Source organism: Amycolatopsis sp. NPDC054798 (assembly GCF_053611505.1).
In genome coordinates this window covers 1-25,717 of the sequence record NZ_JBSHAM010000016.1, presented here as the reverse complement: position 1 = coordinate 25,717, position 25,717 = coordinate 1, and the positions used below count along the sequence as shown (strand labels likewise).

The window sequence follows — 25,717 nt, the reverse complement described above, 5'->3', positions numbered from 1 at the left end:
TGAATCAGGAAGACTTCTACGAAATACCGGAAGATAGGCCAACCGGAGTATCGGGGAGACGTCGTGGGCGCACTGGTGCGCTGGGCGGAGGCCGACCGTGCCGCGGTGCGCGGGGTGCTTTCCGAGGCGCTGGTCCTGCTGCCCATCGGCGCGACCGAGCAGCACGGGCCGCATCTGCCTACCGGCACGGACGCTTTTCTCGCGGCCGCCGCCTGTGAGCGCGCGGCCGAGCTGGCCGCACCGCGGGCCGAACGGACGTTGCTGCTCGCGCCGCCGATTCCGTACGGGGCTTCCGATCATCACCTTCCCTTCAACGGCACACTTTCCCTTTCCGCACAGACTTTGTTGCAGCTGCTCGACGACCTGGCCCGGTCGATCGCCGTGCAGGGCGGGCAGCGGGTCGTCGTGGTCAATGGGCACGGCGGCAACGTGGGCGTCTGCCACGCGTTCGCCGGAGCTGCCTCGACCCGGCACGGGCTTGCGGTGGCGCATATCGACTACTGGCGCGTCCTCGAGCCGGAGGACATCGTGCCTGGGCACGCGGGCGAGTTCGAGACCTCGATGATGCTGGCGGTCCGCGGCGAGCTGGTTCGCAAGCCGACGGCTCGGGAGAAGCCGAAGCAGACCGCGAAAGTGTCCGATATGGACATCCATTCCGGACAGATCTGGCGGGAGATCGACGGGTATACCGACCAGCCTGAGTCAGCCACGGAGAGCCGAGGCAACAGGTGGTTCGAGACGATCACCGCGGGGCTGGCCGACCGGTTCGCCGCACTGGCGAAGGTGTTGTGAAGCCATGATCGTGGACGTGCACACTCACACTCCGACGCACCAAGCCGCGGTGCCGGAGGACGAGCGGCGCGTTTACGAGGGATGGCGCACGGACCGGCCGGTGGTCACCACGAATTCCTGGGCCGACTACGACCAGGCAACGGAGGCGGCCGATCTGTCCATTGTGTTCAACATCGCGGTCGACAATCCCGAGGAAGCGACGGGGCTGCCGTATCGGGCGGAGGACACCAATACCGCGACCGCGGCGTTCGCGGCGGCCGACCCGGAGCGGCGGATCGGGTTCATGTCGGTGAATCCGACCGTGCCTAGCGTGTTCGAAGAGGCTGATCGGTGCCGGGAGATGGGGCTGGCCGGGGTAAAGCTCGGGCCGAACTATCAGAACTTCGACCCGCTGGCTCAACCGGCGTTGGACTTTTACAGCTATTGCGAGCGGCACGGGTTGCCGATCTTGTTCCATCAGGGCGCTTCACCGATTCGGCAGGCACCGTTGCGTTACACGTATCCGCTCGTCACGGACGAGATCGCGTTGCAGTTCCCGGAACTCCGGATCGTCATGGCACATATGGGACATCCGTGGGGGCGCGAGACGGTGGTGACCATCCGCAAGCATCCCCACGTCTATGCCGACGTTTCGTCGATCTACCTCCGGCCGTGGGTCTGTTACGAATCACTGCTCGCGGCGCAGGAGTGGGGCGTGCCGCACAAGCTGTTGCTCGGGTCGGACTTTCCGATCGCCACCACGGCGGAGGCGATCGCAGGGATCCGGCGGGTCAATGACATTGTCGCGGGCACGGCGTTCCCGAAGATCTCCTCCGAACTGGTCGAGGGGATCATCCACGCGGATGCGGTCGCTGCGCTTGGGCTGGAGAGAGGAACTCGATGACGCCGATCCGCGGAGTGTCGCCCGTTCTCGAAGTGCCCTTTGCCGACGACGGCGAAATCGATGTTTCCGGTTTTCGGCGCGTGGTCCGGCATGTGCTCGGGACCGGGGTCGGCAGTGTGATGTTCCCCGGCTTCGCCTCGGAGTTCTACAAGCTGGAGGAACGGGAAAGGCACCTCCTCACCGAGGTGCTGCTGGCGGAGACCGCGCCTCGGGCGGATGTGCTGGCCATTGTCGCGGTTCAGGATCACGCGACCCGGATCGCCGTGCGGCGGGCTGCCGAGGTGGTCGCCGCGGGAGCGGATCTGATCAATCTTCTCCCACCGCATTATCTGCGACCCTCCCGGCGGGCGTTGATCGCGCATATCCGGGAGGTGCTGGACGCGGTGGCCCCGACGCCGGTGGTGCTGCAGTACGCGCCCGCGGAGACCGGCACCAGCCTCGACGCGGACGTGCTTCGCGAGATCGCGGCCAAACATGCCAATCTGCAGCTGGTCAAGGTCGAGTCCAGTCCGCCGGGTCCGTTCATCGCCGAGCTGGCCGCGGGGGTTCCGCCGATCCCGGCGGTCGAGGGGTACGCGGGAGTTCAGTTGCCGGACGCGATCCGGCGCGGGGCGGTCGGGACGCAGCCGGGATGTTCGTTCACCGAAATCTACGTGGAGATCTGGCGGCGTTTCGAGAACGGGGACGAAGCCGGCGGGGACGAACTGCACCGCAGGCTGCTGCCCTACATCTCCTACTGGATGCTCGACACCGAACGGATCATCGCGGCGGAGAAGCTGATTTCGGTGCGCCGCGGGCTGTTCGCCAGCTCGTACTGCCGCGCGCCCGCGCATCGGCTGGACACCGAGGAGATCCGGATGATCGACCGGTTTCTCGACGAGTTCCGAGATTTCCTGTGACCGCGGTCGAGGACATCGAGGTCACCGCGATCAGTCCGGTCGTCCGGCCGGAACTGGTCGTGGCCGGGGCTCGCGGGACGCACGACCGTTCCGACTTCCTGCTGGTCCGGGTGACCACTTCGGACGGTACGACCGGGGTGGGCGAGGTCAGTGCGACGCTGCAGTGGAGCGGCGAGGACGCTGGCACGGCGGAGTATTTGATCCGGCGGGCGCTCGCTCCGGCGATTCTCGGTCAGCCGCTCGTCCCGGTCGCCGGTCTTGAGCGGCGCATGGACGAAGCGGCGGCCGGTGCGCCGTTCACCAAAGCGGGGATCTCGACGGCGTTGTGGGACGCGTACGCACGCACGCTCGGGGTCCCGCTCGCGGTGGCGCTCGGCGGTCCATTAAGGACCGAGGTACCGGTGAAATGCTCGCTCAGCGGCAGCGGGCAACGACTCAGCGATGTCTACCAAGCCGCATTCGAGGCTGGTTTTCGCAGCTATAAGCTAAAAATCGGCTTCGAACCCGAAGAGGACGCGCGTCGTCTTGCCGAGGCCCGCGCGCTGATCGGGGCGGGAACGTTCCTCGGGTTGGACGCGAACGGCGGCTATCGGCCTGCGGACGCTGCTCGAGCGATCGAGTTGATGCGCGACCAAGATCCGGCGTTTCTTGAGCAGCCAGTGGCAGCTGGAGATCTAGCCGGAATGCGGGCGCTGCGCGGGCGTGGACTGTCCATTGTGGCTGATGAAAGCGTGTTCGGCACGGACGATCTCGTCGCGGTCCTCCGCACCGGCGCGGCGGACGTGGTCAGTCTGTACATCGGCAAAGCGGGCGGGCCCGGGCGGGTGGTGTCGATGGCACACCTTGCCAACGCGTTCGGGCTGGATGTCGTGCTCGGATCCAATGGCGAGCTGGGCATCGGCGCGGCGGCGCAGCTCCACGCGGCGTGTGCGGCACCTGGGCTGTCAGCCAGGATTCCCTCCGACATCATCGGCGCGCACTACTACGAGCGTGACATCCTCAAGACTCCGTTGAACAGCGACGGGCAAAAAGTCCGGCTCGGCGACGCACCTGGCCTCGGCGTCGAGGTGGCCGCCGACATCGCTGCCGGGTTCACGAGCGTCCGCTGAACCGGTCGAGCACGTTGGCCGTCACGGCGGATACCCCGTCGTCCACGAGCACTGCTGACGACCAGGCGATCGAGCCGACCGAGAACACCTCGCCGCCGCTGGCCGTGGCGTAGCAAGCGATCTCGCCGCCCCCGTCGCCGGGATTCAGGCCGCGCGCGAGCACACGAGTCCCTTGTGGACTGTACGGTCCGGTCTTATCGGTTTCGTGGCCGGAAGCGCCACCAGGGCACCGTTCGTGCAGGCTTCGAACGCCGAACAGGTCTCCCTTGTCCAGGCCGGTGCCTCGGAACGCCCAATGGCTGGGGTCGATCACCTCGTACGGAGCGCCGGTCATCGCGCCCGCACTGGTGAATACCACGCCGAACAGCTCCGAGGTCGGCCGGAACGTGCGGTGCATCCGGCTTTCATACGCGCCAGCGGGATCGACGGCCTGGGTGCGGAAGCGCAGTGCGTCCGAGGAGAAGGCCACCTCGCAGTCCGCGACATTGCCGCCGAAGTTGGCCAGCTTTCCGCCGCGGTCGTGCACCCAGGAATAGACGGCGGAGTACATCTCGCGCGACCAGTACTCCGGATGCGTGCTCAGGACCAGCACGCGGTAGCTGTCCGGCGGAAGGGTGCCGTCGTGCAGATGTGCGTCCGAGTACAGGTCGTAGTCGTAACCGTGGCGTTCCAGCCAGCTGAGCAGCCGCCATTCCGCAGCCGCCAGATGGCACGGCTGCCTGCCGCGGATCGGATCCTCCGGCTGGGCGTCCACGCTGAGCTGGTTCAGCGGTTCCGGGCGTTCGAAGGACAGCGGCGGGTACGCATCGTCCGGCAGCGTATGTTCGCTGAAGCTTGATTCAAGGTAACGCGGCATCTCCAGACGGGGCACCAAAACTGGTGCTGACGGCAGTCCGGAGGCGTTGATGTAGTTGCTGCGGCCGCCGAAATTGTTGTAGGCGTTCCAGGTGTTCGTGGAGGCGACGACGGCGATCGGCGCGGTCGGCTGGCGGGGCGCGACCACCCACGGGAACGAGAATTGGGCTCCGGATTCGCCTTCGGCGTGGAAATAGTACAGACCGCTGCGGTCCGGAGCCGTGACGTACTGGCGGTGCGACGGGTCCGCGTAGCCCTTTTCGTTGAACCGCACGCCGGTTTGCGTGTAGTCGCCATCGGGGGTCACCTGCACGGTGGCTCGCGGCGCGTGTTCGTCGAACCAGCCGATCAGCGCGGTCTCTTCGGCCGTCGCGCCGTGACGCCACAGGCTCAGCCGGTACGGCTCGGGACTGTGGATCCGGAACTCGCCCTCGTCGCCGCTTCGGGCCCATTTCGGCCAGACGTAGCCGAACATCTGGTCGGACAGCAGCCGGAACTGATATGGCAGTCCAGGCCCGAGGAAGACGTCGACGTGCTTGGCGCCGTAGCCGTCCTTGGCGAGCGTGACGCGGTAGTCGCCGGGCGGAACGTCGGCGTGGAGCGCGCCGGTCGCGGTGGAGCGGGCGGTCCAGTGCGACTGGTGGTCGCTGATCTCGACGGTCACGTCGGACAGAGCGAGATAGCGTTCGTCGCTGACGTATCCCAGCAGGGTCATACGGTCGCGGCTTTCGGCTCGTCAGCCGGTTCCGGCAACGGCTTTCCGGCCCGTTCGGGCAGCAGCAGCATCGCGATCGCGCTGAGCACGCAGCCGGCGATCACGTAGATGCCGACACCCCACACCGCACCGGTCGCGCCGACCAGCCACGCGCTGAGGTACGGCGCGAACCCGCCGCCGAACACCGCGGTGAGCTGATATCCCAGGTTGACGCCGGTGACCCGCGAGCGGGTGTCGAACAATTCGGACAGGATCGTCTGGGACAGCGCGGACATCGCCATCACGAACACCGAGAAGCCCAGCACCATCGCGACCGCCACGAGGATCGGGTTCTTCGTCTCGAACAACCAGAACACCGGGAAGATCACCACGGCGAGCCCGGCACAGCCACCGAGGAACACCGGCTTCCGGCCGATCCGGTCGGACAACGCGCCCCAGGTGGGCGCGAGAATGATCTGTGCTCCGGCGGCGACCATTGTCGCGGTGAGCGCCACGGACGCCGGCATGCCGAGATCCTTTTTGACATACGAAGCGCCATACGTGGTGATGACGTAGCCGCCGATGCTGTTGGCGAAACCGAACAAAACGCCGTAGATCACATTGCGGGGACGGCGCAAAACGGCGAAAAGCGGAATGCGCCCACCGGCGTCCTTCTTGCGGGCGCGTTCGAACTCCGGCGTTTCCCCTACTCGCATCCGGATGATCAAGCCCGCGATCAGCAGGACGAAGCTCAGCAGGAAGGGGATCCGCCAGCCCCAGGCCAGGAAATCCCGGTCGGGAAGCGTCGCGAACAACGCCATCAGCCCGGACGAAATGAGCAGCGCGACCCCGGCCCCGGAAAGAAGCAGGGCGCCGTAGAGACCGCGTTTGCGCGGCGGGGCGTGCTCGACGGCGAGCGAGATCGCGCCGCCCATTTCGCCGCCGGTCGAAAAGCCCTGCAGCAGCCGCAGGATCACCAGCAGGATCGGGGCCGCGACGCCGATCTGGCGGTATCCGGGCAGCGCGCCGATGAGAATCGTGGCGATGCCCATCAGCACGATGGTGAGAACCAGCGCCTTCTTGCGGCCGAACCGGTCCGCGATGTGGCCGATCACGATGCCGCCGACCGGCCGCAGCACGAATCCGACGGCGAAGGTGGCGAACGACGACAGCTGTCCGGTGAGCGGATCCGCGGACGGGAAGAACACCGCCGGGAACACCACGGCGGCAGCTAGGCCGAACAGGTAATAGTCGTAGTACTCGAGCAACGTGCCGATACTGGAAGCCAGCACCGCGGACCGGCGTGCCGGGCGCGCCGGGACCGAGCCGTCCGGACCGGCCGAGCCGGAACTTTCTGTGCCCATGACGCCCGCACCTCGCCTCATCCGATGGCGGATCAAGGCCAGCCTCGACCCGGAAGCCCCCGAATCCCGCATTTTCGAGATACCGTAGATACGTCTTCTATTTCGGAAAGATTAGTCTATGCTGGCGGCGTCGGACAAGGGGAATCTCGGGGCGGGCCGACGGGTTTCTGCCGCTGGCCGCTGAGCCGTGGAGGGGTCGTCCATGACGTTGAGCCGTCGTCGTCTTTTGCAGTTGTCCGCGGTCGCGGCGGGCGCGGCCGCGGTCGGAACTCCTGCCGTCGCCTACGCCGCCGGAAAGGAACCGGACTGGGCCGCGTTGCGCCGTCGGCTGCGCGGTGCGCTGCTGCGGCCGAATGACGCCGGTTACACGGAAATCCGGCCGCCCTTCAACCTGCTCTACGACGATCGTTATCCACCGGCGATCGCTCGCTGCGCCGATGCCGACGACGTCCGTAAATGCCTGGATTTCGCCGGGGAAAACACGATCAAGTTCGCGGCCCGCAGCGGCGGGCACAGTTACGTCGCGTATTCCACTCCCGGCGACGGATTGGTCGCGGACCTCAAGCTGATGAACCGCGTCGAGGTCTGCCGGAACGGCACCGCGGTCGTCGGTGCCGGCACCCGGCTGATCGACGTTTATCACGCGCTCGCCGCCGAAGGCCGCGCACTGCCCGGAGGCACGTGCGGTTCGGTCGGCATCGCCGGGCTCGCGCTCGGCGGCGGAATCGGCGTCATGATGCGGAAATACGGACTCACCTGCGACCACCTCGCCGGTGCGAAAGTGGTGACCCCACGCGATCTTCGGGTGCATTCGGTCGACCCGGGTTCGGATCTCGGCTGGGCGCTCACCGGCGGGGGCGGCGGCAATTTCGGGATCACCACGGAATTCACCTTCCGCACCGTGCCCGCGCCGCCGCGCGTCACGGTGTTCGTGGTGAACTTCCCCGAAGGATCGGCCACCGACGTCTACGGTGCCTGGCAGGACTGGGTCACCGCCGCGCCAAGGGAATTCTGGTCGAACATCTCGGTGCTCGGCGGCCCGAACCCGGCCGCGGGCGTCCCCGGCTGCCTCCTCGGCGGCGAACAGCAGGCCCGCGAACTCATCGCCGATCTGGAACGCCGGGCCGGGGTCAAGGGCACCGTCAGCGGCTTCCAGGAAACCGACTGCCGGGGCGCGATGGATTTCTGGTCCGGAAGCACGCAGCGCCGCCGATTCATGGCGGCTTCCCGGGTCCTGTCCCGGAAAGCGGACCCGGCACAGCTGACCGCCCTCGTCACCGGCGAGACCAAGATCGCGCTGGAAGTGAACCCGCTCGACGGCGCGGTCTCCGACGTCCGCCCGGCGGACACCGCCTTCGCCCATCGCGGCGTGTTCGGCGACGTGCAGGTCTACCTCACCGCCGACCCGGGCGTCGACCGGGAGACCGCGAAGCGGGAAGTCAGCGACGTCCAGGCACGGCTGGCGAAATTCGCCACCGGCGGCGCGTACGTCAACTACATCAACGACGACCAGAAGGACTGGGCCACCGCGTACTACGGGGTGAACCTCGGGACACTCCGGGCAGTAGCGGCGAAGTACGACCCGAGTGGGGTGCTCGCGTTCGAGCAGGGTCTCTCGCCGCGTCCGGTGTGAAAGCCGGTCTGCGGCCGGCGCAGGACTCCGGCCGCAGACCGGCGGGCTAAGCGGCGACGTCCAAGACCCAGGTGACGCCGAAGCGGTCCCGCAGCATCCCGAACGCCGGGGCCCACTGCGACGGCCCGAACTCCTCGACGACCTTCGCGCCCTCGGACAGCTTCTTCCAGAACTCGCCGACCTCGTCGACGGAATCGCCGCTGACGGACAGGAAGAACTTCTCCGTGGTGAGGGTCAGGCCGTTCTCGCGGCTGGTCTCGCCGACCGGTGCGGCCGTGGGGTTCCCGGGAACGTCGTAGGCCATCACCCGGAACCCGTTCTCGCCGACGACCTGGCCGAAGACGACCTTGCCCGCGTCGGGCGCGTCCTCCGGCATGCCGAAGTCGCCGTAGGTGGCGATCCTGGCTTCCCCGCCGAACACCGACCGGTAGAACTCAAGCGCCTCCCTGGCCTCGCCCCGGAAGTTCAGATGGGCGACGGCGTGCACTGCCATGATTTCGACTCCTAGTTTTCCGGCCGGACCCGTTCCGGCGCCGGAAGCGAGACTCGCAGCAGTAGCGGTCAGGCAGTGGCCGCTACTTCGGGCATGATCGAAACCATGCGAAAGGTGACCGACGACGAGCGACGGGACCGGATCGGGCTGCGGCACGCCTTGGCGACCGTCGCGTCCGGAGTGGAGGCCGCCGTCCGCGCGGTCACGTGCTTGCACGCCACCGAAGCCAGCAGCATCTACCTGTCCGCGTACGCCCGGTCCCGTGCCGATCGGGAGTCCATTTCGGACGCATTGTTCGGCCAGCGGACTGTGGTGCGGCAGTTGGCGATGCGCCGCACAGTCTTCGCGTTCCCGGTCGATCTTCTCGGTGCGGCAAGGGGAAGCGCGTCAGCCCGGGTCACGAAACAACTGACCGCGCGGCTCGCCAAAGACGCCGAACTCGCCGGAATCGACGACGGCCCGGTGTGGGTCGCCCAGCGGTGTTCCGAGGCGCTCGCGGCGATCCGCGAAGAACCCGGGACCACCGCGCAGCTACGCGCCCGCGTCCCCGAACTGAGCACGCGGATCGCCGCCGAGGGACGGCCTGCCGTGCTCGCCCCGGCCGGCTCCCGGGTGCTTTCCGTGCTCGCGTCGAGCGGTTCGGTGGTCCGCGGGGACAACGCCGGCCGGTGGCAGGTGTCGCGTCCAGTGTGGACGGCTGTGGAACAGTGGCTCGGCGAAGATCCGGGCGTCCTGGACGAACGGGACGGCTACCGGGAGCTGGTGCGACGGTGGCTGTGGTCGTTCGGGCCGGGGACCGAGGACGACCTGGTGTGGTGGCTCGGCGCGACGAAAACCGCGGTCCGCCGGGCGCTGGACGACGTCGGCGCGACGCCCGCCCTGCTGGAGGACGGAACCCCGGCGTGGCTGCATCCCGCCGACGAGGACCCGGTCCGCCTGGACGGAGACTGGGCGGCGCTCCTCCCGACCCTCGACCCGACGACGATGGGCTGGCGCCGCCGCGACTTCTACCTCGGCGACCACGGACCGCACCTCTTCGACGGCGCGGGCAACGCCGGTCCGACCGCATGGTGGAACGGACGCATCGTCGGCACCTGGACACAACAACCGGACGGAAACGTGGAAGTCGTCCCGATCGAGCCACTGCCCCACGCCGCCACCGCAGCGCTGAACGAGGAGGCAGCGAAACTCACCGCCTGGTTCGACGGCGAAGTGGTCGCGACTGGATACGTGCCACCGATCGTCCGCGGCCGGGCCAGCCGTTCGGCCCGGTAAGCCTCCCCAGACCGCACAGCTCGGTCTGGGGAGAGTGGGGCAGTGACCGGCCGACCGAGTGGTGGAACGAACGGATCGTCGGCACCCGGACGGAAACGTGGAAGTCGTCCCGATCGAGCCACTGCCCCGCGCTGCCACCGCAGCACTGGACGAGGAGGCAGCGAAACTCACCGCCTGGTTCGACGGCGAAGTGGTCGCGACTGGGTACGTGCCACCGATCGTCCGCGGCCAGGCCAGCCGTTCGGCCCGGTAAGCCTCCCCAGACCGCACAGCGCGGTCTGGGAGAGTAGGGCAGTGACCGACGTCGTGCTGCCGCCGAGAATCCGGCCCGGAGACCGCGTCCGCCTAGTCTCCCCGGCGAGCTGGCCCAGCGCCGAACTGCTCGCGGAATCCGTGCGCACGCTGGAAAACTGGGGCCTGATCGTCGAGGTAGGCAAACACGCCCTCGACCGGCACGGGTACCTGGCCGGGCTCGACGAGAACCGGCTCGCCGATCTCAACGACGCCTACCGCGACCCCGGCGTACGCGCGGTCATCGCGACCCGGGGCGGGGCCGGGGCGTATCGGATCGCCGACGGCATCGATTTCGCCGCCGTGCGCGCGGATCCCAAGCCACTCCTGGGCTTCAGCGACATCACCAACCTCCACCTCGCGCTGTGGCGGCATTGCCGGATCGCCGGGATCCACGGTTTCCTCTCCGGCGCGCGCTCCGCCGAATCGACCCGGCGGCTGCTGTTCGAAACCGAACCCGTGACGCTGCACCGGGACCCGGACGCGCTCACCGCCGCGATCGCGTTTCCCGGGACGGCCACCGGGAATCTGGTCGGCGGCCATCTCGGCACCGTCATCGGGTTCATCGGAGCCGGACTGCCCAGCCTCGACGGCGCGATCCTGTTCCTCGAAGCCCCGCGCGCGATCGGCCTCGGGCAGGTCGACCGGCAGCTGACGCACCTCATGCGGTCCGGTTCGCTGCGCGGTCTGCGCGGGGTCGCGCTCGGCCGGTTCCCCGGGTTCGAGGACTACACCGACCGGGGCTGGACGGTGCTGGACGTGCTGCGCGACCGGCTCGGCGCGCTGGACGTCCCGGTGCTCGGCGGCATCGACGCCGGGCACGGCGACTCGCCGCTGTCGGTCCCGCTCGGGCCGGTCGCGAAGCTCGACGGCGACACGCTCACCGTCGGGCCGGCGGTCAGCTAGGAGCGCCAGCTGAGGAACCGGTAGCGCAGCCCGTTCTTCGACTCCTGCCATTCCCCGACCGTGTCCGGCTCCCGGCCGATCTCCGGCGCGTAGACGTCGCCCTCGAAGGAGTCGGCCAGTTCGGTCACTTCGATCCGGTCCGCGAACGGCAGCGCCTCCTGGTAAATCCGCGCGCCGCCCATCACCCACACGTCGCCGTCGGCGGACGCAAACGCTTGCTCCAGGCTGGGGAACGTCTCCGCGCCTTCTTGCGGCGTGCTGGACACCACCAGGTTGCGCCGCCCCGGCAACGGCCGGACCCGCTCCGGCAGCGACTCCCACGTGCGCCGCCCCATGAGCACGGTCGCGCCCGCGGTCACCGTGCGGAAGTGCTTCATGTCCTCCGGGATGTGCCACGGCAGGGCGTTGTCGCGCCCGATGACACGGTTCGCCGACTGCGCCCAGATGAGTCCGATCATCAGACAGCCACCGGAGCCTTGATGCCGGGATGCGGGTCGTAGCCTTCCAGCGCGATGTCCTCGTAGTCGTACTCGAACAGGCTCTGCGCCGGTTTCAGGCTCAACGACGGGAACGGCCGCGCGTCCCGGGAGAGCTGCTTGCGCACCTGGTCGACGTGGTTGTCGTAGATGTGACAGTCCCCGCCGGTCCAGACGAAATCACCGACGCGCAGGCCGACCTGGTCGGCGATCATGTGCGTCAGCAGGGCGTAGCTCGCGATGTTGAACGGCACGCCGAGGAACAGGTCCGCGCTGCGCTGGTACAGCTGGCAGGACAGCTCGCCGTCGGCCACGTAGAACTGGAAGAACGCGTGGCACGGCGGCAGCGCCATCCGCGGGATGTCCGCGACGTTCCACGCCGAGACGATGATCCGCCGCGAATCCGGGTTCTCGCGCAGAGTGCGGAGGACTTCGCTGATCTGGTCGATGTGCCCGCCGTCGGGCGTCGGCCAAGACCGCCACTGCACGCCGTACACCGGGCCGAGGTCGCCGTCCGGAGCCGCCCATTCGTCCCAGATCGTGACGCCGTGGTCACGCAGCCAGGTGACGTTCGAGTCGCCGCGCAGGAACCACAGCAGTTCGTACGCGATGGAGCGGAAGTGCACTTTTTTCGTGGTGATCAGCGGGAAACCGTCCGCCAGCCGGTAGCGCAGCTGGTGCCCGAAAATCGACCGGGTGCCCGTACCGGTGCGGTCTCCCTTCCGGGCACCGGTGTCGAGCACGTGCTGAAGCAGGTCTTCGTACTGCGTATCCGGCATGCCCGGATCGTAATCGAGACGGCAGCCGAGTCCAGGGAGGCGGTATCAGCGGTATGTCAGTGGCCACAACGACGCTGGTCTGACCACCACCGACGAAAGGATCGCCGATGACACGCCCGCCCGGCCTGCCGCTCGACCGCGACGCAGGCCCGTTCGCCCCGCCGTCCGCCATCACCCGGCTGCGGGAGGCCCGGCCGGTGAGCCCGCTGAAGTTCCCGGACGGGCACGACGGCTGGCTGGTCACCGGCTACGACGCGGCCCGTCAGGCGCTCGCCGACCCGCGGTTCAGCTCGCGCCAGGACCTCGGCGCGGTGCACGTGCCCTACGAAACGCCGAGCATGCCCGAGGCGCAGGAGGAGTTCGATCCGTCGCCGCAGGTGCCCGGCCTGTTCATCACGATGGACCCGCCGGATCACACCCGGCTGCGCCGGAAGCTCACCGGCACCTTCACCGTCAACCGGATGAAACAGCTCGAAGCGCACATCACCGAAATCGCCGAACGTCAGCTCGATCATCTCGCCGAATGCCCGAAACCGGTCGATCTGGTGCAGGAATTCGCGCTTCCGGTTCCGTCGCTGGTGATCTGCGAAATGCTCGGCGTTCCGTATTCCGACCGGGACATGTTCCAGAAGAACTCCGCGCAGATGATGCTCCGGGACCAGAGCCTCGAGGACAAGATGGCCGCGTGGACGGCGATCACGACATATCTCGGGAAGCTGGCGTCCGACAAGCGCGCGGATCCCGGCTCCGACATCCTGTCCGACCTGGCCCGCGACGACGACCTGAGCATCGAGGAACTGGTCGGGATCGGTTTCCTGCTGCTGCTCGCCGGGCACGAAACGACCGCGAACATGCTGGCGCTCGGCACTTTCGCCCTGCTGGAGAACCCCGGGCAGCTTGCCGCGCTGCGTGCCGATCCGGACCTGATCCCGGGTGCGGTCGAGGAATTGATGCGCTATCTCGCGGTGGTCGACATCGTCTTCCGTTACGCGTCCGAGGATCTCGAACTCGGCGGCGAAACAATCCCCAAGGGGTCGACCGTTCTCATTTCGATGCTGGCCGCCAATCGCGATCCTTCGCATTTTCCCGAAGGCGAAGCCCTGGAGGTCGAGCGGAACGCGCGCACGCATCTGTCCTTCGGGCACGGTGTGCACCAGTGTCTCGGCCAGCAGCTCGCCCGGATCGAAATGCGCGCCGGATTCGCCGGGCTGCTGCGCCGCTTCCCGGCGCTCGCGCTCGCGATCCCGCCGGACGAGGTGCCGCTGCGGACCGGCATGAACATCTACGGCGTCCACGAGCTGCCCGTGACCTGGTAACTCCCGGGCTCGTCAACGGATCAGTTGACAGTCATGGGTGTCAACGCATACGTTGACACCCATGATCGACGACCCGCTGCAGACCATGGCCACCCGGTACTTCCGGCAACGCGAAAACCCCTTCCTCAGCGAACTGGTGCGCGCGGCGAGATCGGGGGACCACCCCGGCGAAGATCTCAGCGCCGAGGACGCGGCGGGGGCGTTGCACCTGGTCCCGGACGTCCGGAGCGACCTGGACCGGGCCGAGGTCACGCTGATCGAATCGGTTCTGGATCGAGGCTGGACCTGGGAACAGCTGGGGGCGGAGTACGGCAACCGGTCCAAACAGGCGATGCAGCAGCACTACCGGCGGCGCGGCGGGACACGTTCCTGGCCGGCCAAGGAACGCCCGCCGCGCACCGAGTCGCCGCACCGGCTGACCGACGAAGACCTCGACCCGGCCGACGTGGCGAAGGTGCGCGAGGCGATCAGCGCCTTGCTCGCCACCGCGCACGACGTCGCCGAAACCCACACCGTCGACGGGACGTGGACCGCGGGCGAGCCCATCCTGGAGGAGATCTCGACGGTGGGGCTGGATCCGTTGCCCCGCTTGGAAGTCGCGTGCCGCACCGCGGCCAAGGCCATCGAGGACATGGTCGTCGCGGGCTGGGAACGCCGCGATCCGGGCCGGGCGGCACGGCGGCGGCAGTCGTGGACAGTCCGGCTGGAGGACGAGACACGAGACCTGGCGGCCTGGCTCGACCGGGGACCGCAAGGGCGGCTCCTCCCTCGGGTCGACCGCCCGCTGGTCGTCGGGACAACCACCGCCGAACGGGCGGACCACATCGAGATCGCCGCCGAGGACGTCGAACAGGTGCAGGAGTCGGTCGGACTGGCTCTCGCCCGGCTCGAAGCCCACCGCGCCGTGTTCGACCAGGTCATCGACGAACTGCGGCGGCGGCAGGCCGAATTGTCCTGAGCGGGGTTTACCGGACCCTCGACCGCAGCCAGTTGTCCCACGGCCGCGGTTTGTCCTTAGCGAACGGCACGTCCGAGAGCAGCCCGCGAGGGATGAGCACCAGCGCTTCCCCGGCGAAGCTGACGCCGATCGCTAGCTGATACGGCCTCGCCTGTTCGTGCATGCCGGATTTCACCGCCAGCACAGTGAATCCGATCGACGCGCCCACGCCGAGCACGAACAGTGCGAGGCTCGACTGGCGGTAGCGCTGCCACAGTTCGCCCTTCTTCTCATACAGCCGGATGGTCGCGCCGCGCGCCGCGCCGAAGGCCAGACCAACCGCACAGCTGCCGACGATCCACCACACGTCGGTACTGGTCAGCCCTTTGAAGCTCACCACCCCCGCGACGCCGATGGCGATCAGCACCACCGGCGGCGCGAGGGTGTCGCGCCAGTTCAGCGGTTCCCCGGCTATCCGGAACGCCAGCATCGCCACGACGCCGACGATCAAACTCACGAGCACCCACCCGCTCATCGCGGACCCCCTTGCCCAACCTATTTAGCACCATCAAGCTAAATCCATCGTGGCACTGTCGTGCTATAAACGCAACCATGCCGAAGATCGTGGTGCCGGAAGACCGGCGGAAGGCCGTGAGCGAGGCCGTGGTCCGGGTTGTCCGCCGCGTCGGCGTCGAGGGGGCGACGCTGGGCAACGTGGCCAAGGAGGCAGGCCTGGCGATCGGGTCGATCCGGCATTACTTCGCCGACCACGAAGAGATGATGATCTTCACTATGGACCAGCTCGGCCATCGGATCGGCGAGCGCGTCACGGCTCGCGCGGACCGGCTCCTCTCTTCAAAAGCCGACGCCGACCGCCGCACCCTCGTCGAAGACCTCCTCGCCGAGTTCCTCCCGCTCGACGACGACCGGCGCGACGAAGCGGTGGCGTGGCTCGCGTTCACCGTCGCCGCCCGCACCCGGCCGGCGTTCCGCGCGAGCGCCGACGCACAGCACCAGTACCTGCGCGACCTGATCGCGCGGATCCTGCGCGAGGCCGTCGCACTCGGCAAACTCCCCGAAGAACTGGACCTGACCGTCGAAGCGGTCCGGCTGTCCGCGCTGCTCGACGGACTGACCATGCAGGCAGTGCTGCACCCGGAATCGACACCGCCGGAACTGCTCCGGGACGCGCTGCGGCGAAGCCTGCCGTAACCCTCAGTCCCTTGTGGACCGACCCCTGCCCGGCGCGATTCATCGGCTGTGAACGCGCTGTGAATATTGCGAATTACCTGTCGCCGCGGTGAGCGAAACCGCGGCGGTGCCAGTCATTTTCCCGCAGAACCGGCTGTGAACGCTCACACCGTGTGCCAGGGCCGTTGCTCTGCGGGAACGGGCGTGCCCACAGTGATGCTCGGCCGGGTCCACCCCGGCAAGCTCCCTTCCCCGTCTGGCACAAGGAGATTCGATGGATTACCGACCCACCCGGCGGACAGTCCGGATTACGGTGGCGACCGGGGCAGCCGCGCTTGCCATGGCGCTGCTGCCAGGAGCCGCGCTGGCTCAGTCGAACACCGACGCGCACCAGCCGAACGGCCTCATCAAGACCGCCACGCACACCCAGGTGCGCGAAATCCAGCCGGTCGGCGCGCGCACCGCGCACGCGCTGCCCGCGTCGAAGCAGCTCGAATACAACCAGCAGGTGCAGGAAAACGACCAGTGGTGCTGGGCCGCGGACGGCTCCAGCATCGAGCAGTCGCAGGGCGGCACCGCCACGCAGGCCGATTTCTGCGCGGCGGGCAAGGGCACGCAGGCCGGGTATTGCCCGAACGAAGGCGGGCAGATCTACGAGATCGTGCAGGGCTTCCAGGGCACCGGGTTCTCCGCGCAGGACGCGAACGGGCCGATCAGCTATTCGTCGATCCAGAACCAGGTCAACTCCGGAATCCTGAACCTGACCGGCATCTACTGGACCTCCGGCGGCGGGCACGCCGAGGTGATCTACGGATACGACAGCTCGAACCAGTCGCTGATGGTCGGCGACCCGTGGCCGAGCTACGAGCGGTACCAGACCTGGGACTACAACTCCTACCGCAGCAACGGCCAGTTCACCTGGAACGACACCATCGTCAACATCAAGAAGGGCTGACGAGCCGCCATGGGTGAGATCTGCCGGAAGTTCGCCGCCGGCGCGGCGATCGCGGTCGCGGCGCTCCTGTCCGCCGGTCCCGCCGAGGCCGCCGGGGCCTCGTGGGTCGCGCCGCCGTCGGAGCAGGACGTCGCGGCCGCGGTCAAAGCCGCGGAAACGGCGCGTGCGATCAGTTTCGCCACGTCGAACTTCCGGCAGGTCGGCCACGCCGAGCCAGGCCGGATCACGCTGGAGCACAAGGGAATCCCGGTTTACACGCTCAACCCCGATTTCGTCGCCGCGAAACCGGGCGCACCGGCGGGCACGCTGCGGGCGATCGCGGTGACGGCCACCGCGGCCACCGGCGCGAAAGCCACCCTCCGCGCCGCGCCCGACCATTCCGCGCCGGGCGGCTGGTCGGTCGGGAACGTGTTGTCCGGCAACGACGAGGAGACGCTCAGCGCCCGGTTGAAACCGGGTTCGGTGCTGTTGAACGAACCGCAGATCAACGGGTGGTACGACCTCAGCCGGGACGGCGTCGTGCTGCTGCAGGCCAGCCTTCCCCAGTCGCCGGTCGGCGAGTTCACGCCGATCGCCGAGTACCAGCAGCAGGTGCATTCGCGGTACGCCGACAAACTGCCCGGTTCCGATTACCAGCAGCGCGGCGGGATCGGGTTCAAGCAAACCCTCCAGCGCGACTCGGGACCGGCCGGTTCGCTTGTCGCCGGGCTGATCATCTTCGGCTCCGCGTTGGTGGTCGGCGCCGGATTCCTGTTGTGGCGCTGGACGAAACGCCGGATCAATCCCAAATGAGGTCGACCCCGGCGATGCCCACGCCCAGTTCCTCGAAGTAGGCGCTCACCGTGTTCCCCGGCCCGCAGAACAGCGGCTCGCGGACCAGCAGTTCCAGGTCCTCCCTCGGCCGGATGGTCCGCAGGCAGCGCGCGGGCAGCGCGGCCGGGTCGAAGCGCAGCCGCAGCAGGTACGCCGACATGCGGGAGCGCACGACCCGGTGGAAACTTCCCGGCCGGACCGAGGCGGCGGGACGCAGCGTGAACCCGAACGTGTGCGTCTCCCCCTCGGCGAGGCCGCGGTCGAAAAGCAGCTCGAACACCATCCCCGCCGACTGCACGCTGCGGCGCACCCGCCCGACCCGGCAGCCGTCGACCGCGACGATCGACGTCGCCGTGACGTCGCTGCCGTCCTCGTCCTGGTGCGTCACCAGGAAACTGTCCGGCCCGGACCGTCTCGCGCGTACCACCATGGTCGACGAGATCTCCTTGGTCCGGCCTTGCGCGCCGAGCGTCAGCACGTCGACCACCGTCGCGACGTCGAGGTCCGCGTTCTCCTCGCTGCCGGGCATCCCGCTCAGCTCGTCGCGCAGCGCGAACGTCTCGGCCCAGCTCTGCTGGAGTTCCGGCAGGGACGGGCGGCGGTCGGCGTCCGCGGTCCGGTGCGGACCGATCAGCACGACCAGGCTGTCCGGCGGCAGGTTCAGCACCGATTCCAGAGCGCGCACGACGTCGAGCGACCGGGGCGCGGACGGACTGCGCAGGCCGCGCTGCCAGTAACTCAGCGTGGACTCGGCGACCGAAACCCCGTGCGCGGCGAGATGCGCGCGAAGCCGCGAAAGGGACAACCCGCGCCGGTCTACGGCCTCGGACAACGCGCGATGAAACGGGCCGGACCGTACTGTTCGCGCCGACCACCGGACCGCCAAGCTCTGCTGCTGCATCTGGCTTCCCCTGCTCGTGCCGAATAGCTGTTCAGCATGAGCAGTTCGTGACCTGGCAACAACCGCCCATGGTCGAGAATCGGACAAATCCCCCCGCCTGGGCGGTTCAGCTGCTCCCGACGTCCCGCCAGACAGTGCAGCCGCTCGTCGTCCAGCCGGTCTCAGAGCAGAGCCCGCAGGTCTCCGCGATGGGCCACGGCGGCGGGTGTCTGCCGCCGATTGGCGGCGCTCGATCGGTCAGCGGATGCAGAACTGTGCGCCTTCGCCGGAGTCGCGGTGCGCGACGATTCACACCGCGAAGGACGGCTCCGCGAAGTAGGCCGTCGCGAACTCCGTGAGACGTTGGGCTGCTGCGGAAAGATACGAATCCGAGCGCTGGACCACGGTTAGGCTCCGGTAACAGTCCGGAGCGTCGACCACCAGCGTGACAGCCGTTTCGTCCTTGGCGGCCCGGCGGGCAACCTCCGGCACCAGGCCGATTCCCAGTCCGCTCGCGATCAGCTGCCCAGTCGCCCCGGGTTCGTCGCTCTCGCAGGAGTAATTCGGTTCCAGGCCCGCCTCGGCGAAGAGACGGTCGGAGAGGGTCCTCGGCCAGTAGCCGGGCCGGGTCGTCACCATGGGTTCGTTCGCGAGGTCCGCTATCCGCACGCGTTTGCGCCCGGCGAGCCGGTGGGTGCTGGGCACGGCCAGCAGCACCTCCTCGCGCAGCAGTTCCCGCGCCTCCAGTCCGGGCAGCCGCAGCGGCTGCGAAGCGAAGCACAGGTCGACCTCGCCCGCACACAGTTGCTGCGCCATGGTTTCCGCCGACGACTGGTACAGCCGCAGCTCGACGCCGGGGTGCTCCGCGCGGAAGGCGCTCATCAGGCCGGTGAGCGTGAGCAGGGTTTCCGACGCGACGGCGACTCGGCCGTGGTCCAGACCAGCCAGGTCGGAGAGTTCCTGGCGGGCGTCGTCGAGTTCGCGCAGCGCCCGGTCGACGCGGCGCAGGAACGTGGTGCCGAAGTAGTTCAGCCGCAGCCCGCGCCCGGCACGCTCGAACAGCGGCACGCCGAGATCCGCCTCCAGCCGCGCGATCGCCCGGCTCAGCGACGGCTGCGCGATGTGCAGTTCGGCCGCCGCCTGGCTGAGATGGCCGCGGTAGGCGACCGCCTGGAAGTAGCGCAGCTGCAGCAGGTCCATTTCATAGCTCCGAGGTCATGAATACATGGCGATTTTGGTCTTGGACGGCATGAGAAGTTCAGCTTAGCGTCTGTCTGGGGGAAGACTTACGCGCACAAGGGGGAACGGTGGCCGAGGCGGCCCTGACACGCGGGCGGACGTTGCTGGTGGTGCTGCGGGTTTTCGTGACGGTGCACGCCGTCGCGATCCTGGGCCAGCCAGTGTTCGCCGGGCGGTATCTGATCGGCGATTACGGCATGCTGGCGATGCACGAACTCGGCGCCAACATCGTCTCGACGCTCGCGCTGGTGCAGCTCGTGCCCGCCGCGCTGTACTGGTGGCGCGGCGGCGTCCAGTGGCCGTTCTGGGCCAGTCTGCTGCTGGCCGGCGGCGAGACCGCGCAGTACTTCGCGGGTCTGGCCGGTGCCCTTGACCTGCACATTCCGCTCGGTGTCGCGCTGGTCGCGATCGCGCTCGGGACGCTGTTCGGCATCTGGCGGACTGGGGCGCGGCGATGAGCGGGATGTCGCGACGCCGGTTTCTCGGGCTGGCAGGCGGAGCCGGTGCGCTGCTCACTGCCGGGTTCGTCGCGCCGCGATTGTTGCGGCCCGCTGCGGCGACCGGCGAGCTGTTGACCAGCGAAGTTCCGCTGCCGCAACCGTTTCAGGCGCCCTTGCCGCTGCCGCCAGTGTTGCAGCCGGTATCGCGCGACGGCGGCGTCGACCGGTACGAAATCGTGCAGCGGGCGAGCACCGCGGAAATCCTGCCCGGACTGCGCACGCCGATCTGGGGCTATCAAGGCACTTTTCCCGGGCCGACGATCGAATCCCGCAGCGGCCGGACCACGATCGTCCGGCACCGCAACGAACTTCCGGTGCCGACGGTCGTGCACCTGCACGGCGGACGCACGCCGCCGGAGTCCGACGGCTATGCCACCGACCTCGTCCTGCCCGCTGACGGCCGTTACCTGGCCAGTGCCGGGCACGGACATGCGGGGATGGCCGACCCGGACGCCGTCGTCACCACGGGCACCCGCGAGTACACGTATCCGTTGCAGCAAAAGGCCGCGATGCTCTGGTACCACGACCACCGGATGGACTTCACCGGTCCGGCCGTGTACCGAGGACTCGCCGGACTGCACATCGTCCGCGACGCCGAGGAAGACGCACTGCCGCTGCCGCGCGGCGAGCGGGAACTGCCGTTGATGATCACCGACCGCGCATTCGCGGAAGACGGCTCGATGCGGTATCCGTCGCTGGATCCCTCACTTCGGACTGTTCCCGGTGTCGAAGATGCTTACGCCGCAGGCGTTCTCGGTGACGTACTCTTGGTGAACGGCGCGCCTTGGCCGGTCGCGGAAGTGGCGGCAGCCCGGTACCGGCTGCGGTTCCTCAACGGCTCCAACGCCCGCCGCTACGACCTCGCGCTCGACCCACCGCCGCCGAGCGGACCCGCGTTCATCCAGATCGGCTCGGACCAAGGCTTGCTCGACGCTCCGCGCGGCCACGAGCACCTGCCGATCGCTCCCGCCGAACGGTACGACACGGTGGTCGATTTCGGGGCCTACCCGGTCGGCACCGAGGTAACGCTGGTCAACCGCCTCGGCACCGGGACTACCGCGCAGGTAATGCGTTTTCGCGTCGCCCGCCGGGTGAAGGACGACAGCCGCGTCCCGGCCAAACTGTCCGAAGTGGAACGGCTCGACCGCGCCCAAGCGACGGTGACGCGCGAGTTCGCGTTCCGAAGTGGACAGTTCAACGGCAGGCACGGCTGGACCATCGGCGGGGAAGCCTTCACCCCGACCCGGATCGCGGCCCAGCCGAAACTCGGCGACGTCGAGATCTGGCGGTTCGTCGCGGATCTGCATCATCCGATCCACCTGCACCTGGTGCACTTCCAAGTGCTTTCCCGCGGCGGCAAGGACCCCGCCCCGCACGACGCGGGCCGGAAGGACACCGTGGACCTTCAGCCCGGCGAGGCGGTCGAGGTGATCGCCCGGTTCGACGGGTATCGCGGGCGGTACATGTTCCACTGCCACAACGCCGAGCACGAGGACATGGGCATGATGGCCACGTTCAAGACCGTCTAGCGCGACAGCGGGCAGCCGAAGTGGTCAGGACGCCGGGATGTAGGTCTGGTGGATCACTCCGGTGGGGAAAGTCTCGGCCGAAGCCAGTCGCAGTTCGACGGTGCCGAGGTCGTCGAACCACCGGGCGCCCTTGCCGAGGACGATCGGGTGGACGAAAAGCTGCAACTGGTCGAGAAGCCCGGCCGTGAGCAGCGCTCGCACCAGGGTGAGGCTGCCGGTCACGCCGATGTCCTTGCCCTCGCCGGACTTGAGCTCTCTGATCCGGCCCAGCACGTCGCCGCTGATGATCTCGGTGTTGTTCCACTCGGCCTCGGTCAGGGTGTTGGTGACGACGTACTTCTTCTGGTTGTTCATGAAGTCGGCCACCTCGTCCTCGCTGGCCGGCCAGAAGGCGGCGAACTGCTGGTACTGGACGCGGCCGAGCAGCATCGCGTCCGAGCCGGCCATGGCCGCGCCGACGGCGTTGCCCATCTCGTCGTCGAAGTAGGGGAAATGCCAGGTCTCGGGCGCCTCGGCCACGCCGTCGAGGGACACGAACAGGCTCGCGACGATCTTGCGCATGAAGTGCTCCCGGTGTTCGCTGGACCAATGTAGTTCGATGTCAAAATAGTACGGCGTCGAACTATCATGCGTCAAATAGTATGCTGGGGGCATGCGGGAGAGCGACGAGGTCGACACAGTGATCGAGCAATGGCGGCGGGAGCGGTCCGACCTGGACCTGTGGCCGGTCGAGGTCCTGGCGCGGGTGACGCGGTTCGCCGCGATCATGAACCGGTCCTTCGACGAGGTTTTCGCCCGCCACGGCCTGCGCAACGGAGAGTTCGACGTACTGGCCGCCATCCGCCGGTCCGGGCCGCCCTACGTGGTGACCCCGTCGGCGCTGTCCGAGCAGCTGATGCTGTCGCGGGCGGGAATGACCAACCGCCTCGACCGGCTCGACCGGGCCGGGCTGGTCAACCGGCAGCTGGACCCGGAAGACCGGCGCAGCTTCCTGGTCACCCTCACCGAAAAGGGCATGGCTGCCGTCGACGCGGCTATCAGCGACCACGCCGCGAACGAGGCCGCACTGCTGTCCGGGCTGTCCCACCGGCAGCAGCGGCAACTGGACGACGCGATGTACACCTTGCTGCGGACAGTCAAAAACCGCGGTATCTAACTGGGCCGAGCGCGGGCGACAGCGTCGCCGGACAACGGCCCGGAAGGTGAGCAACTTCGAAACCAGAACGAGGAGCCAACCACCGCGCCGCACATCCGATCCATTGTCCGGCAACGAAGTCTGCCGTCACGGAGCCTGACCGAAAGCGCACCCCGGCCGAACTCGCGGTTGCCTAAGCCCACTGCGAGCGGCAATGCCTCGACCATTGCTTCCGCGGGTGCCGCACCAGAGAGGTGAAGCGGTCACCTCGGTTCCCGACGGCTGGGTGGCCTCGTCACCGTGACCTCGCGCGGCGGCCTTCCTACGCTGATCGCGACGGTTTCCTCCGTCGGCAACCCTTTTCGAATCAGGAGGTGCGGCAATGGTGAACTCCGCAGGCCGGCTTGCCGGTGCGGCTCTGGGCATGTCCGCGGTGCTGGCTCTGACCGGGCAGACCGCCGCGACGGCCTCGCCCAGACCGGCGGCGACTTCGGTCCTCTGCAATTCCGGTCCGCTTCAGGTCAAGTTCTCCGAATTCCCCGGTTCCCCGCCGAACGTGTTCTGGTCGCTCGGCGTCTTTTGTTCCGCTCCGGCGCAAATCTCCCTGTCGTCGCGATTGACGACCGGGTTCGGCAACCTGGCCTTCGGCACTAATCCCAGTGCGTTCACCCAGTTGCTTTTCACCACCTCGCCCGGCAACAAGTCGGTGTCGGTGCCGAAAGGCATCCCGGTGGAAGCGCTGGCCACCGCCACGATCGCCAATCGCACCGGCGGCGTCGTGACCATCGGCGGTTCGGCGGGCGGGAACTGCAGCCCGAACAATTCCGTGCAGGTGACCTGCAATTACGCCAGCGGTTTCTTCCGGCCCTGACCGGGAGACCAGGACGTCGAGTGCCGGCGGCCGCGGCACTCGACGTCATTGGCGCGCGGACAGCGCGGCGAGGGCCAGGTGCAGCACGTGCAGGTCGTGGTAGTCGCTCACGGACAGCCCCGTGCGCTGCTCGATGTGCCGGAGCCTGCGGTCGAGCGTGTTCGGATGAACGTGCAGCTTGGCGGCCACCCGCCGCCGGTCCGCGTTCCCGAGAACCCAGCTGCGCAAGGTATCCACGAGTACCGGCGAATCGGCCAGCTCCGCGAGAAGACCGCGCAGGCGCTTCGCGAGGTCCGCATCCCACGACACCAGCCGATCGGCCAGCACGTGCGACAGGTCGTAGAACCCGGCCGGAAAGCCACGGCTGCGCACAAGCCGCCAGACCGTCACCGCTTCCCGGAACGCACCGGGAAGTTCCTGCGTCCGTCCCTTGGCCAGAGCCACCTGGACGCCCGGCCCCAGCGTGCCGAGGGCCGGTACCAGCGAGTGTTCCGGCACCCGCACCCCTGGCCCGTCGAACGCGGGCAGGGGATGCAGCAGGATGACGAAATGCTTGCGCGCCAGCACCAACGCGCCGCTTTCGAGCAGATCCTGTTCGATCCGGGCCAGTTTGGCTTTGGGCTCGCCGCGCGAGCCGGCGGGCGACACCAAGGCGATCAGATGCGCGGGAGCCCGCGTGCCCACCCCGGCGGCCGAACCGCTCAGCAGACTGCGGACCACCTGCTCGCGGTAGCGACCGGTTTCCGCCCGTTGCTGATGCCAATCGAAGAACGCGCCCAGCTCGGTGTCCTCGACCAGCGGGCCGAGCTGAGCCGACCAGCTGACCAGCGGCATCAGGGTGGCCCGGTCGCTCACCGACGCCTCGGCGAGCGCGATCCGCATCGCGGCGATATAGCTCGTCGTGACGCCCAGCCGCAGCGAATCCGCGGAAAACCCGCCATCGGCTACGACCTGGCCGAACTTTTCGTACGGGGACAGGGTTTCCGGCTCGGTGAGCTGATCCGCACGCGCGCAGTCGAAGGCGAGATCCGCGCCGAACCGGATGAGTTCGACCGAACGCGGGATCAGCGCGAGCGCTCCTGGCCCGTGCACGGCCATCGTGGTGTTCAGCTCGTTCCGCACTCCGGTCAGCACCCGGGGCAGGAGCCGTTCCAGAACAGCTCTGGTTTCTCCGCTACGCATGGCGACGGTTTCCTCCCGGCGAGGGGCCGCCCAGCATAGGGGTTTCCCGGCTGCGCTGAGAAGCTCCGGACCTACCCAGTCCGCACCCAGGATTTCGCGCGCCGGCCGGTCGCGAAAGCGCACACCAGCAGCGGCAGCACCCAATCGGCTTCGATGAGGAAGAACGACACGAACGACGCTCCGCCGACGCCTTCCGGGTCGAGCACCCGGGTGCCGTCAATAGGAACGAACGCGACGACGATAGCGACCACGACCACCAGCAGCCTGCTGCCCGCGCCGAGGAGAACGAGGGTCCGGCCGAGCGTGTGACGCAGCGCCAGGAGCATCGCGCCGGCGAGACAGCACACTCCGCAGAAGACCTGGCTGACCAGGCCGCCGAGCATGCTGACCGACATCGTGCCGTCGTCCGCCGGCACGAACATCGTGATCAACGACAGCGCGTCGACGGCGTCCCACCGGCTGCCCGGGCGGGTCGAAACCACCGTGGCGGAAGGCCAGATCAGAAACACTGTCTCCCGAACGGCCACCAGCACCGCGAATCCGATCGCGAGTGCCGCGCCCGTCGGTATCCGCCTGGTCCGCTCGACCGTCTGCTCTGTCACCTGGCTCCTCCTCCGCCCAAGAAGGCGGCCAAGATAGCGCGGCACGGGCGGGACCGGTCCCGAAAAGTCCGTGAAGGGCCCCTTGAGGGAATCAGATTCCCACAAGGGGCCCATGACG

At 68.2% G+C, this 25,717-nt stretch carries 28 protein-coding genes; 17 read left to right on the top strand and 11 right to left on the bottom strand.

The annotated features are described in order from the left end of the window. Nucleotides 1–63: 63 nt before the first annotated feature. From ACWGIC_RS13105 to ACWGIC_RS13090, 4 genes are read left to right on the top strand one after another with little or no spacing between them, the layout of a single operon-like run. Nucleotides 64–792: a creatininase family protein gene (locus tag ACWGIC_RS13105; protein WP_452076122.1), complete on the top strand. Its 729-nt coding sequence runs from the start codon at nucleotides 64–66 to the stop codon at nucleotides 790–792. A 4-nt stretch (nucleotides 793–796) separates the two neighbouring features. Continuing rightward, the gene (locus tag ACWGIC_RS13100) at nucleotides 797–1,675 is read left to right on the top strand and encodes an amidohydrolase family protein (protein ID WP_452076121.1); all 879 of its coding nucleotides are present in this window, start codon (nucleotides 797–799) and stop codon (nucleotides 1,673–1,675) included. Beyond that, nucleotides 1,672–2,574 (top strand): dihydrodipicolinate synthase family protein, encoded by a 903-nt coding sequence (locus ACWGIC_RS13095; RefSeq protein WP_452076120.1) that lies wholly within the window; start codon nucleotides 1,672–1,674, stop codon nucleotides 2,572–2,574. Before ACWGIC_RS13100 ends, ACWGIC_RS13095 begins: the two co-directional genes overlap by 4 nt. Next, nucleotides 2,571–3,683 carry a mandelate racemase/muconate lactonizing enzyme family protein gene (locus tag ACWGIC_RS13090; protein WP_452076119.1) on the top strand — a complete coding sequence of 371 codons (1,113 nt, stop codon included), beginning with the start codon at nucleotides 2,571–2,573 and terminating at the stop codon, nucleotides 3,681–3,683. Before ACWGIC_RS13095 ends, ACWGIC_RS13090 begins: the two co-directional genes overlap by 4 nt. On the opposite strand, the gene ACWGIC_RS13085 is transcribed toward ACWGIC_RS13090, so the two are convergent. Together ACWGIC_RS13085 and ACWGIC_RS13080 are read right to left on the bottom strand one after the other, a co-directional pair. Then, nucleotides 3,667–5,253 carry a N,N-dimethylformamidase beta subunit family domain-containing protein gene (locus tag ACWGIC_RS13085; protein WP_452076118.1) on the bottom strand — a complete coding sequence of 529 codons (1,587 nt, stop codon included), beginning with the start codon at nucleotides 5,251–5,253 and terminating at the stop codon, nucleotides 3,667–3,669. The two genes, ACWGIC_RS13090 and ACWGIC_RS13085, sit on opposite strands and share 17 nt — an antisense overlap. Then, on the bottom strand, nucleotides 5,250–6,596 hold the full coding sequence (locus tag ACWGIC_RS13080; protein ID WP_452076117.1) for an MFS transporter: 1,347 nt from the start codon (nucleotides 6,594–6,596) through the stop codon (nucleotides 5,250–5,252). The genes ACWGIC_RS13085 and ACWGIC_RS13080 overlap by 4 nt, the downstream gene beginning before the upstream one ends. A gap of 202 nt (nucleotides 6,597–6,798) precedes the next feature. Between ACWGIC_RS13080 and ACWGIC_RS13075 the strand changes: the two genes are divergently transcribed. Beyond that, a complete protein-coding gene (locus ACWGIC_RS13075) occupies nucleotides 6,799–8,229 on the top strand; it encodes an FAD-binding oxidoreductase (RefSeq protein WP_452076116.1) in 1,431 nt (476 codons plus the stop codon). Nucleotides 8,230–8,275: 46 nt separating this feature from the next. Here the strand turns inward: ACWGIC_RS13075 and ACWGIC_RS13070 are convergent, their stop codons facing one another. Then, on the bottom strand, nucleotides 8,276–8,722 hold the full coding sequence (locus ACWGIC_RS13070) for a VOC family protein (RefSeq protein WP_452076115.1): 447 nt from the start codon (nucleotides 8,720–8,722) through the stop codon (nucleotides 8,276–8,278). Between the two features lie 105 nt (nucleotides 8,723–8,827). Here ACWGIC_RS13070 and ACWGIC_RS13065 point away from each other — a divergent pair, with 105 nt between their 5' ends. The 3 genes from ACWGIC_RS13065 to ACWGIC_RS13055 all read left to right on the top strand — a co-directional run bounded on the left by ACWGIC_RS13065 (nucleotide 8,828) and on the right by ACWGIC_RS13055 (nucleotide 11,194). Next, on the top strand, nucleotides 8,828–9,997 hold the full coding sequence (locus ACWGIC_RS13065; protein WP_452076114.1) for a winged helix DNA-binding domain-containing protein: 1,170 nt from the start codon (nucleotides 8,828–8,830) through the stop codon (nucleotides 9,995–9,997). 97 nt (nucleotides 9,998–10,094) lie between these two features. Beyond that, nucleotides 10,095–10,250 carry a hypothetical protein gene (locus tag ACWGIC_RS13060; protein WP_452076113.1) on the top strand — a complete coding sequence of 52 codons (156 nt, stop codon included), beginning with the start codon at nucleotides 10,095–10,097 and terminating at the stop codon, nucleotides 10,248–10,250. Nucleotides 10,251–10,291: 41 nt separating this feature from the next. Then, on the top strand, nucleotides 10,292–11,194 hold the full coding sequence (locus ACWGIC_RS13055) for a S66 peptidase family protein (RefSeq protein WP_452076112.1): 903 nt from the start codon (nucleotides 10,292–10,294) through the stop codon (nucleotides 11,192–11,194). On the opposite strand, the gene ACWGIC_RS13050 is transcribed toward ACWGIC_RS13055, so the two are convergent. After that, on the bottom strand, nucleotides 11,191–11,652 hold the full coding sequence (locus ACWGIC_RS13050) for a dihydrofolate reductase (protein ID WP_452076111.1): 462 nt from the start codon (nucleotides 11,650–11,652) through the stop codon (nucleotides 11,191–11,193). The two genes, ACWGIC_RS13055 and ACWGIC_RS13050, sit on opposite strands and share 4 nt — an antisense overlap. After that, nucleotides 11,652–12,449: a thymidylate synthase gene (locus tag ACWGIC_RS13045; RefSeq protein ID WP_452076110.1), complete on the bottom strand. Its 798-nt coding sequence runs from the start codon at nucleotides 12,447–12,449 to the stop codon at nucleotides 11,652–11,654. The genes ACWGIC_RS13050 and ACWGIC_RS13045 overlap by 1 nt, the downstream gene beginning before the upstream one ends. A 107-nt stretch (nucleotides 12,450–12,556) precedes the next feature. On the opposite strand from ACWGIC_RS13045, the gene ACWGIC_RS13040 reads away from it, so the two are divergent. Then, on the top strand, nucleotides 12,557–13,765 hold the full coding sequence (locus ACWGIC_RS13040; protein WP_452076109.1) for a cytochrome P450: 1,209 nt from the start codon (nucleotides 12,557–12,559) through the stop codon (nucleotides 13,763–13,765). 61 nt (nucleotides 13,766–13,826) lie between these two features. Next, nucleotides 13,827–14,723 (top strand): hypothetical protein, encoded by an 897-nt coding sequence (locus ACWGIC_RS13035; RefSeq protein ID WP_452076108.1) that lies wholly within the window; start codon nucleotides 13,827–13,829, stop codon nucleotides 14,721–14,723. A gap of 7 nt (nucleotides 14,724–14,730) precedes the next feature. On the opposite strand, the gene ACWGIC_RS13030 is transcribed toward ACWGIC_RS13035, so the two are convergent. Beyond that, the gene (locus ACWGIC_RS13030) at nucleotides 14,731–15,237 is read right to left on the bottom strand and encodes a DUF1453 domain-containing protein (protein ID WP_452076107.1); all 507 of its coding nucleotides are present in this window, start codon (nucleotides 15,235–15,237) and stop codon (nucleotides 14,731–14,733) included. A gap of 77 nt (nucleotides 15,238–15,314) precedes the next feature. Here ACWGIC_RS13030 and ACWGIC_RS13025 point away from each other — a divergent pair, with 77 nt between their 5' ends. From ACWGIC_RS13025 to ACWGIC_RS13015, 3 genes are all read left to right on the top strand, one after another. Beyond that, on the top strand, nucleotides 15,315–15,914 hold the full coding sequence (locus ACWGIC_RS13025; protein ID WP_452076106.1) for a TetR/AcrR family transcriptional regulator: 600 nt from the start codon (nucleotides 15,315–15,317) through the stop codon (nucleotides 15,912–15,914). A 253-nt stretch (nucleotides 15,915–16,167) separates the two neighbouring features. Continuing rightward, a complete protein-coding gene (locus tag ACWGIC_RS13020; RefSeq protein WP_452076105.1) occupies nucleotides 16,168–16,848 on the top strand; it encodes a papain-like cysteine protease family protein in 681 nt (226 codons plus the stop codon). A gap of 9 nt (nucleotides 16,849–16,857) precedes the next feature. Then, complete coding sequence (locus ACWGIC_RS13015) at nucleotides 16,858–17,640, top strand: hypothetical protein (RefSeq protein ID WP_452076104.1); 783 nt, start codon at nucleotides 16,858–16,860, stop codon at nucleotides 17,638–17,640. Here ACWGIC_RS13015 and ACWGIC_RS13010 read toward each other — a convergent pair. Together ACWGIC_RS13010 and ACWGIC_RS13005 are read right to left on the bottom strand one after the other, a co-directional pair. Next, entirely contained in the window at nucleotides 17,627–18,493 is an 867-nt protein-coding gene (locus ACWGIC_RS13010) for a helix-turn-helix domain-containing protein (protein WP_452076103.1), read from the bottom strand. The two genes, ACWGIC_RS13015 and ACWGIC_RS13010, sit on opposite strands and share 14 nt — an antisense overlap. Nucleotides 18,494–18,850: 357 nt before the next feature. Then, the gene (locus ACWGIC_RS13005) at nucleotides 18,851–19,741 is read right to left on the bottom strand and encodes a LysR family transcriptional regulator (protein WP_452076102.1); all 891 of its coding nucleotides are present in this window, start codon (nucleotides 19,739–19,741) and stop codon (nucleotides 18,851–18,853) included. A 107-nt stretch (nucleotides 19,742–19,848) separates the two neighbouring features. On the opposite strand from ACWGIC_RS13005, the gene ACWGIC_RS13000 reads away from it, so the two are divergent. Beyond that, nucleotides 19,849–20,238 (top strand): hypothetical protein, encoded by a 390-nt coding sequence (locus ACWGIC_RS13000; RefSeq protein WP_452076101.1) that lies wholly within the window; start codon nucleotides 19,849–19,851, stop codon nucleotides 20,236–20,238. Further along, complete coding sequence (locus ACWGIC_RS12995; protein WP_452076100.1) at nucleotides 20,235–21,809, top strand: multicopper oxidase family protein; 1,575 nt, start codon at nucleotides 20,235–20,237, stop codon at nucleotides 21,807–21,809. Before ACWGIC_RS13000 ends, ACWGIC_RS12995 begins: the two co-directional genes overlap by 4 nt. A 24-nt stretch (nucleotides 21,810–21,833) precedes the next feature. Here the strand turns inward: ACWGIC_RS12995 and ACWGIC_RS12990 are convergent, their stop codons facing one another. Beyond that, entirely contained in the window at nucleotides 21,834–22,370 is a 537-nt protein-coding gene (locus tag ACWGIC_RS12990) for a dihydrofolate reductase family protein (RefSeq protein ID WP_452076099.1), read from the bottom strand. 91 nt (nucleotides 22,371–22,461) lie between these two features. On the opposite strand from ACWGIC_RS12990, the gene ACWGIC_RS12985 reads away from it, so the two are divergent. Both ACWGIC_RS12985 and ACWGIC_RS12980 read left to right on the top strand, forming a co-directional pair. Then, complete coding sequence (locus tag ACWGIC_RS12985; RefSeq protein ID WP_452076098.1) at nucleotides 22,462–22,965, top strand: MarR family winged helix-turn-helix transcriptional regulator; 504 nt, start codon at nucleotides 22,462–22,464, stop codon at nucleotides 22,963–22,965. 361 nt (nucleotides 22,966–23,326) lie between these two features. Beyond that, entirely contained in the window at nucleotides 23,327–23,815 is a 489-nt protein-coding gene (locus ACWGIC_RS12980) for a hypothetical protein (protein ID WP_452076097.1), read from the top strand. 45 nt (nucleotides 23,816–23,860) lie between these two features. Here ACWGIC_RS12980 and ACWGIC_RS12975 read toward each other — a convergent pair whose 3' ends face one another. Together ACWGIC_RS12975 and ACWGIC_RS12970 are read right to left on the bottom strand one after the other, a co-directional pair. Further along, nucleotides 23,861–24,997 carry a PucR family transcriptional regulator gene (locus tag ACWGIC_RS12975; RefSeq protein ID WP_452076096.1) on the bottom strand — a complete coding sequence of 379 codons (1,137 nt, stop codon included), beginning with the start codon at nucleotides 24,995–24,997 and terminating at the stop codon, nucleotides 23,861–23,863. A 71-nt stretch (nucleotides 24,998–25,068) separates the two neighbouring features. Further along, on the bottom strand, nucleotides 25,069–25,599 hold the full coding sequence (locus ACWGIC_RS12970; RefSeq protein WP_452076095.1) for a hypothetical protein: 531 nt from the start codon (nucleotides 25,597–25,599) through the stop codon (nucleotides 25,069–25,071). Nucleotides 25,600–25,717: the final 118 nt, after the last annotated feature.